Origin of the sequence: Allosphingosinicella sp. (assembly GCF_036402135.1) — a bacterium.
Taxonomy (GTDB): Bacteria; Pseudomonadota; Alphaproteobacteria; order Sphingomonadales; family Sphingomonadaceae; genus Allosphingosinicella.
This window is the reverse complement of record NZ_DASWTN010000015.1, coordinates 76,185-82,326: the sequence shown is the minus strand read 5'-3', so window position 1 is coordinate 82,326 and position 6,142 is coordinate 76,185. Positions and strand designations below refer to the sequence as shown.

At 64.9% G+C, this 6,142-nt stretch carries 9 protein-coding genes and 1 tRNA gene; 4 read left to right on the top strand and 6 right to left on the bottom strand.

The window, feature by feature from the left end; all coding sequences use genetic code 11:
• Nucleotides 1-776 (bottom strand): type I methionyl aminopeptidase (gene map, locus VGD10_RS04750; protein ID WP_331039654.1); only part of this gene is annotated, 776 nt, incomplete at its 3' end.
• Between the two features lie 63 nt (nucleotides 777-839).
• On the opposite strand from map, the gene VGD10_RS04745 reads away from it, so the two are divergent.
• Nucleotides 840-1,598, top strand: coding sequence for a competence/damage-inducible protein A (locus VGD10_RS04745; RefSeq protein WP_331039653.1), 759 nt, complete (start codon nucleotides 840-842; stop codon nucleotides 1,596-1,598).
• On the opposite strand, the gene VGD10_RS04740 is transcribed toward VGD10_RS04745, so the two are convergent.
• Together VGD10_RS04740 and VGD10_RS04735 are read right to left on the bottom strand one after the other, a co-directional pair.
• Complete coding sequence (locus VGD10_RS04740; RefSeq protein WP_331039652.1) at nucleotides 1,595-2,023, bottom strand: response regulator transcription factor; 429 nt, start codon at nucleotides 2,021-2,023, stop codon at nucleotides 1,595-1,597. The genes VGD10_RS04745 and VGD10_RS04740 overlap by 4 nt on opposite strands.
• 164 nt (nucleotides 2,024-2,187) lie before the next feature.
• Nucleotides 2,188-2,261 (bottom strand) — tRNA-Gly (locus VGD10_RS04735).
• A 97-nt stretch (nucleotides 2,262-2,358) separates the two neighbouring features.
• Here VGD10_RS04735 and VGD10_RS04730 point away from each other — a divergent pair.
• From VGD10_RS04730 to VGD10_RS04720, 3 genes are read left to right on the top strand one after another with little or no spacing between them, the layout of a single operon-like run.
• Nucleotides 2,359-3,162: a hypothetical protein gene (locus tag VGD10_RS04730; RefSeq protein WP_331039651.1), complete on the top strand. Its 804-nt coding sequence runs from the start codon at nucleotides 2,359-2,361 to the stop codon at nucleotides 3,160-3,162.
• 24 nt (nucleotides 3,163-3,186) lie between these two features.
• Complete coding sequence (locus VGD10_RS04725) at nucleotides 3,187-3,732, top strand: NADPH-dependent FMN reductase (protein WP_331039650.1); 546 nt, start codon at nucleotides 3,187-3,189, stop codon at nucleotides 3,730-3,732.
• A gap of 13 nt (nucleotides 3,733-3,745) precedes the next feature.
• Nucleotides 3,746-4,531, top strand: a complete 786-nt coding sequence (locus tag VGD10_RS04720) for a DUF1499 domain-containing protein (protein WP_331039649.1) — start codon at nucleotides 3,746-3,748, stop codon at nucleotides 4,529-4,531.
• 6 nt (nucleotides 4,532-4,537) lie between these two features.
• Here the strand turns inward: VGD10_RS04720 and VGD10_RS04715 are convergent, their stop codons facing one another.
• The 3 genes from VGD10_RS04715 to rplM form a co-directional block, all read right to left on the bottom strand.
• On the bottom strand, nucleotides 4,538-4,939 hold the full coding sequence (locus VGD10_RS04715) for a cupin domain-containing protein (RefSeq protein WP_331039648.1): 402 nt from the start codon (nucleotides 4,937-4,939) through the stop codon (nucleotides 4,538-4,540).
• Between the two features lie 115 nt (nucleotides 4,940-5,054).
• Nucleotides 5,055-5,633, bottom strand: coding sequence for a 30S ribosomal protein S9 (rpsI, locus tag VGD10_RS04710; RefSeq protein ID WP_331039647.1), 579 nt, complete (start codon nucleotides 5,631-5,633; stop codon nucleotides 5,055-5,057).
• Nucleotides 5,633-6,112: a 50S ribosomal protein L13 gene (gene rplM / locus VGD10_RS04705; protein WP_331039646.1), complete on the bottom strand. Its 480-nt coding sequence runs from the start codon at nucleotides 6,110-6,112 to the stop codon at nucleotides 5,633-5,635. Before rplM ends, rpsI begins: the two co-directional genes overlap by 1 nt.
• Nucleotides 6,113-6,142: the final 30 nt, after the last annotated feature.

Genomic DNA, 6,142 nt, shown 5'->3' with positions numbered 1-6,142 from the left:
CAGCCGTTTTCAGTGATGCCGATCGAATGTTCGAACTGTGCGGAAAGGCTGCGGTCGCGGGTGACGGCTGTCCAGCCGTCGTCGAGCACCTTGCAGGCGGGCTTGCCGACGTTGATCATCGGTTCGACCGTAAAGAACATGCCGGGGCGAAGCTCGGGGCCCGTGCCGGGGCGGCCGGCGTGCACGACTTCCGGCGCCGAGTGGAATTCGCGGCCGAGGCCGTGGCCGCAAAAGTCGCGGACGACGCTGTAACGCTGCCGCTCGGCATGGCTCTGGATCGCGTGGCTGATGTCGCCGAGACGGTTGCCGGGCCGCGCCTGCTCCAGGCCGAGCATCAGGCATTCGTATGTGACCTGGACCAGCTTCTTTGCTTTGATGGGTACGTTGCCGACGAGGTACATGCGGCTCGTGTCGCCGTGCCAGCCGTCAAGGATCGGAGTCACGTCGATATTGACGATGTCGCCGTCCTTGAGGATGCGGTCCGCCGACGGGATGCCGTGGCAGACGACATGGTTGATCGAGGTGCAGCAGCTCTTCGTATAGCCGCGATAGCCGAGCGTCGCGGGATAGGCCCCGGCATCGCGCATCATCTTGAAGACGAGGTCGTCGATTTCCTGTGTCGAGACGCCCGGCACCACATGCGGGACGAGCGCGTCGAGGATTTCGGCGGCGAGGCGGCCGGCGGCGCGCATGCCTTCGAAGCCTTCCGGCCCGTGCAGCTTGATGGGGCCGGCATAGCCAATGACTGCGCTGTCTTTTTCGAGCGTGGTAACCATCGGGCGGATATAGGCGTTCGGGCCTTACTTGGCGACCCCTCTCACCGGGACTAAGGCAGGCGCATGGCGGACGAGCGGATCTGGACGGCGGGGCTTTGCATCATCGGCGACGAGATATTGTCGGGCCGGACGCAGGACAGAAACATCGCCCAGATCGCCACCTGGCTGAACCTTCAAGGCATCAGGCTTGCCGAGGTGCGGGTGGTGCCGGACCTGATGGAGCGGATCGGCGAGGCGGTGAACGCGCTCCGGGAGCGGTACGATTATCTGTTCACCACCGGCGGCATCGGCCCCACCCACGACGACGTTACGGTGGACGCCATTGCCGAAGCGCTCGGGGTACCGGTGACGGTGCATCCGAAGGCACGGGCGATCCTCGAAGCTTATTACGAAAGCCGCGGCGGCATCAGCGAGGCGCGGCTCCGCATGGCGCGTGTGCCGGAAGGCGCGGAACTGATCGAGAACCGCATGTCGGGTGCGCCCGGCATCCGCATCGGCAACATCTTCATCCTTGCCGGCGTGCCGCACATCACGACTTTGATGCTGGAGGCGCTGTCGGGGACGCTTGAGGGCGGCAAGCCGCTCCTGTCGCGGACGGTCGGCTGCTGGACGGCGGAAAGCGAGGTAGCGGACGTGCTTCGCGAGACGGAGAAGGCGCATGAGGGCTGCCAGATCGGCAGCTACCCGTTCTTCCGGGAAGGGCGGGTGGGCGCGAACTTCGTGATCCGCAGCACGGACGAGGGCGCGCTGGACGCCTGCTGCGAGGACCTTGCCGGGCGGCTCGAAGCGGACGGCCGCGAGGTCGTGCGGGAGGCGATCTAGTTCAGCCCCTTCTTCCTGAGCTTTACGAAGCCGCGATGGAGGGCGGCGAGCAATTCTTCCTCCGCAAACGGCTTTTCGAGGAACTCAACCGCGCCGTTCTTCATCGCCTCGGCGACTGTCGGGATATCGTGATAGCCGCTCATGAACACGATCGGCCAGTCGACGCCGCGGCGGCCAAGCTCGTCCTGCACTTCAAGGCCGCCAACGGAGCGCATCCGCGCGTCGAGCAGGATGCAGCCGGGCTGGAGCCCGTGAAGGGCGTCCAGGAATGCGCGCCCGTCCGGAAACTGTATGCAGGCGAGGTCGAGCGAACGCAGCAGGAAACAGGAAGATTCGCGGAGGTGCGGCTCGTCGTCTATGACGTAGACGACGGGCGCGGCTCTAGCCCTTTGACTGTCGCGGGAACCCAAGGGTTCGTGCAGCATGGCTCCTCTCCCAAAAAGCCCGCCGCCGACGCGATCCAGTTGATTTGAATCGCGAATATAGGCCGTTTTGTTCCCGTATCGGTCGCCCACCAGGAAGGAAGAAGAAGATGACCCTACGGCATGGCCGGGGAGGGGCCGCCGCTATGCGGTTACTACTGGCGCGTTGGAGCGGGTGAAGGGAATCGAACCCTCGTCGTAAGCTTGGGAAGCTTCTGCTCTACCATTGAGCTACACCCGCGCGGGTTCCGATTGCCACGTGTCAGCGCCTGCGGTCAACATCGCCGCTTGCCGCTTATCGCGGCTCATGAGAATACCGCACCAAAGGGGGGACATACTTGGGTCGCAAACTAGTGACGGCGGGCGCGGCCGTTCTTCTTGCAGGAGCGGTACTGGCGGCGGATGGCAGCTGGAAACCCGTATATCACTCGACAGGCCTCGATACCTTCAGCGGCGCGAAGCGAGCGGCAGCAGCCGCACGCGGAGTGGTGTGGAAGATCAGTGCGGGTACCGTTTCGCAGGATAGAGCTGTCGCTGCGCTGCTGGCGGCGGGCGCGGCCGCGGCGTGGAAGGGAAGCCGGGATCTAGTCTACTTCCGCGCGCGCCGCGGCGAAGAGGAGAGGATTGCCCGACGGGCGTTCGAGGCCGTTGGCTCACCGGCCGCTCCCGCGAGTCGCGCAGCGGCGGCAGGAGCCCCGCAGGCGGAGGGAGCGAAGTATCAAAACCCCACCCCAAGAGAGAAAGCCGACGACCTCTACATAGAAGCTTCAGTAGTGCGGCTGCGGCATGGAGCCGATGCTTTCTTTGGCGCCCTGCCCACCACGGTGACGGTACTACCTTTCGGCGCAGGGCAACTCATCCGTGCCACGCCGCGCGAAGTTGCGGCCATTGAACGCCTTCTCGACGAAGGCGAGAGGGTCTCGGCGATCGCTTTGGCCCCGGTGATCGTAGGAGCCCAGCTAGTCTCGGCCACTCGCGACGAAGGGAAGTGGGTCATGACGCCGAAGGTGAGGAGCGCCACCGTCAGCATGGCAATGCTGGACGTAGAGGGGCAGTCGCTACTGGTCCACCGGGGTGATATGGTGCTGATTGTGAAAGGCGCAGGTGCCTTGGTCGACATGACCGTGATAAAGCTGAAGTAAGCGAGGGAAGAGCGAAGGGGCAGCATGAAGATAGTCGGCATCGCTGGGAGCCTTCGAGCTGGTTCGCTGAACCGGGCGCTTTTGCGGGCGGCGCGGGAGCTTGCGCCGGAGGGGATGGAGATCGCGATCGTCGATCTTGCGGGGGTGCCGCTTTACAATGGCGACGTCGAGGCGGCGGGTGATCCGGAAGGGGTGGCGCGGCTGAAGCAGGCGATCCGCGCGGCGGACGGCGTGCTGATGGCGACACCCGAATATAATCACGGCGTGCCGGGGGTGATGAAGAATGCGGTCGACTGGCTGTCGCGGCCGCCGCAGGGTTCGGCGCTCGGCGGCAAGCCGGTGGCGATCATGGGCGCATCGCCCGGCATCACCGGCACGGCGCGCGGGCAGAGCCAGCTTCGCCAGGCCTTTGAATTCACCAACAGCTATTGCATGCCGCAGCCGGAACTGCTCGTCTTCAAGGCGCATGAGAAATTCGATGCCGAGGGGCGGCTGACCGACGAGACGACGCGGCAGTTTCTTGGGCGCTTCCTGACGGCCTTCGCCGCCTGGGTGGAGCGCTTCAGATAAGAGGGAGAGCGGGATGGCGGACGCGGTGAAACAGGGGCGCTGGGCGCGGCGGCTGACCTGGATTGCGCTGATCCTCAGCGTCGGCGGGGTCGTCGCGGCTTTAATCGCGGCGCTGGGGAGCGGGAACGGGGCCTGGCATTTCCGGGTGGGCTTCACCGTCCTTCGCTATGCCTTCTTTGCGGCGATCGCGGGCGGGGTGCTTGCGATAGTGGCTCTCGTCCTCAGCCAACGGGCGAAGGTGCCGGGGCTTCGGACTCGGAACGTCTTTGCTGCTGCCATTGCATTGGTCTTCGTGATCTTCCTCGGGCGGCAAATCTATACGGCGCGGACGGTGCCGGCGATCCACGACGTCACCACCGATCTGGAGGAGGTGCCGGAGTTCCGGGCGCTCCATGTCCGCGAGGATAATCTCGAGAATGTGCCGGGCCAGGATGAGCCGGAACTGGCGCGGCTCAGCCCAGAGGATAGGTGGAAGGCGCTTCACCGCGAGGCCTATGCCGACGTGCAGCCGATCCGCGTTTCCTGGACGGTGCCGGAGACGATCGCCAAGGCGCAGGCGCTTGCCGACAAGCGCGGCTGGGACATCGCTTATGTCGATCCGGCGCGCGGGCGGTTGGAGGCGACGGACACGACGCGCTTCTTCCGCTTCAAGGACGACGTGGTGATCCGCGCCCGGAAAGACCCCGAAGGGAAGGGCGCCATCGTCGACATGCGCTCGATCAGCCGCGTCGGCGGCAGCGACGTCGGCGTCAACGCCAGGCGGATCCGCGAATTCCTGAAGGATCTGCGCCAGAGCTAGCCGCGCTTACTCCGTCGTGCGGCCGTCGAAATGCTCGTGGGCGGCGTCGGCTTCCTGCTTCGTCTTGTGGACCGTGCCCTCGACATGTTCGGGCGGGCCGTAGATGGTGTAAAGGCGGAGCGGCTTGTCGCCGGTGTTCACGACATTGTGCAGGGCACCCGCCGGCACGATCACGGCGAAGTCGTCCTCGACGCGGTTCTTGACGCCGTTGATGTGGATTTCGCCCGTGCCTTCCTCGATCCGGAAGAACTGGTCGCGGTCGTCATGCGTCTCCTCGCCAATCTCCTCGCCCGGCTGCAGCGTCATCAGGACGAGTTGGAGGTAGTTGCCGGTATATAGGACGCGGCGGAACAGGTCGTTCGCGACCGTCGCCTTATCGATGTTGTCGACATAACCCTTCTTCGCCATTGCTCTCGCTCCTCCGGTTTTGCGGTTCACCCCAAGATAGGATCGCGAGCACAACGAAAAAGGGCGGCCCGGAAGTTCCGGACCGCCCCTTCGCGTAGCAAACTTTGTTTGGCGCTTAACGCTTCGAAAACTGGAAGCTGCGACGGGCTTTCGCCTTGCCGTACTTCTTGCGCTCGACGACGCGCGGGTCGCGGGTGAGGAAGCCTTCCTTCTTCACGGCCGAACGCAGCGCCGGCTCGTAACGGGCGAGCGCTTGGCTGATGCCGTGGCGGACGGCGCCCGCCTGGCCGGAAAGGCCGCCGCCCTTCACCGTGGCGACGACGTCATACTGATCCTTGCGGTCGGCGACGTCGAACACCTGGTTGATGACGAGGCGAAGCGTCGGACGGGCGAAATAGACTTCCTGATCGCGGCCGTTGACCGTGATCTTGCCGGTGCCGGGCTTCAGCCACACGCGGGCGACGGCGTCCTTGCGGCGGCCGGTTGCATAAGCGCGGCCCTGCGCATCAAGCTGCTGCTCGCGGAGAACGGCTTCCATCTGCGGGCCCTGCGTGGAGGCACCGTTATCGTCGGGAGTTTCGTCACGGCGGCCGCGGCGCGGCGCGTCACCGCGATCGGCCGCGGGCGGAGCGGCAGGCTGCTGACCTTCGACGACGGCGCCGAGATCGGAAAGCGACTGACGGGTATCGGACATTAGGCACCCACCTTGTTCTTGCGGTTCATGCCCGCGACATCGAGAATTTCAGGGTTCTGGCCGCCGTGCGGATGCTCGGTGCCGGCATAGAGGTGAAGGGCGCGCATCTGATCGCGACCAAGAGGGCCGCGCGGAATCATGCGCTCGATCGCCTTTTCAAGCACGCGCTCCGGGAAACGGCCCTCGAGCACCTTGCCCGCGGTCACTTCCTTGATGCCGCCGGCATAGCCGGTGTGCTTGTAGTAGATCTTGTCGCTGAGCTTCTTGCCGGTGAAGCGGACCTTGTCGGCATTGATGATGACGACATGATCGCCGCAATCAACATGCGGCGTGAAGCTCGGCTTGTGCTTGCCGCGCAGGATGTTCGCGACGATGGTGGCGAGACGGCCGACGACGAGACCGTCGGCGTCGATCAGATGCCACTTCTTTTCCACCTCGGCGGGCTTGGCCGGCTTGGTGGTCTTCAACAGCGCCTTCATGGGCTTTGGACCTTCTGAAATAGAAACGCG

Bases quoted from the DNA above. Each gene is read 5' to 3' on its own strand.
- VGD10_RS04745 (WP_331039653.1), top strand. From the start codon at position 840: ATGGCGGACGAGCGGATCTGGACGGCGGGGCTTTGCATCATCGGCGAC.
- VGD10_RS04740 (WP_331039652.1), bottom strand. From the start codon at position 2,023: ATGCTGCACGAACCCTTGGGTTCCCGCGACAGTCAAAGGGCTAGAGCC.
- VGD10_RS04725 (WP_331039650.1), top strand. From the start codon at position 3,187: ATGAAGATAGTCGGCATCGCTGGGAGCCTTCGAGCTGGTTCGCTGAAC.
- VGD10_RS04720 (WP_331039649.1), top strand. From the start codon at position 3,746: ATGGCGGACGCGGTGAAACAGGGGCGCTGGGCGCGGCGGCTGACCTGG.
- VGD10_RS04715 (WP_331039648.1), bottom strand. From the start codon at position 4,939: ATGGCGAAGAAGGGTTATGTCGACAACATCGATAAGGCGACGGTCGCG.
- rpsI (WP_331039647.1), bottom strand. From the start codon at position 5,633: ATGTCCGATACCCGTCAGTCGCTTTCCGATCTCGGCGCCGTCGTCGAA.
- rplM (WP_331039646.1), bottom strand. From the start codon at position 6,112: ATGAAGGCGCTGTTGAAGACCACCAAGCCGGCCAAGCCCGCCGAGGTG.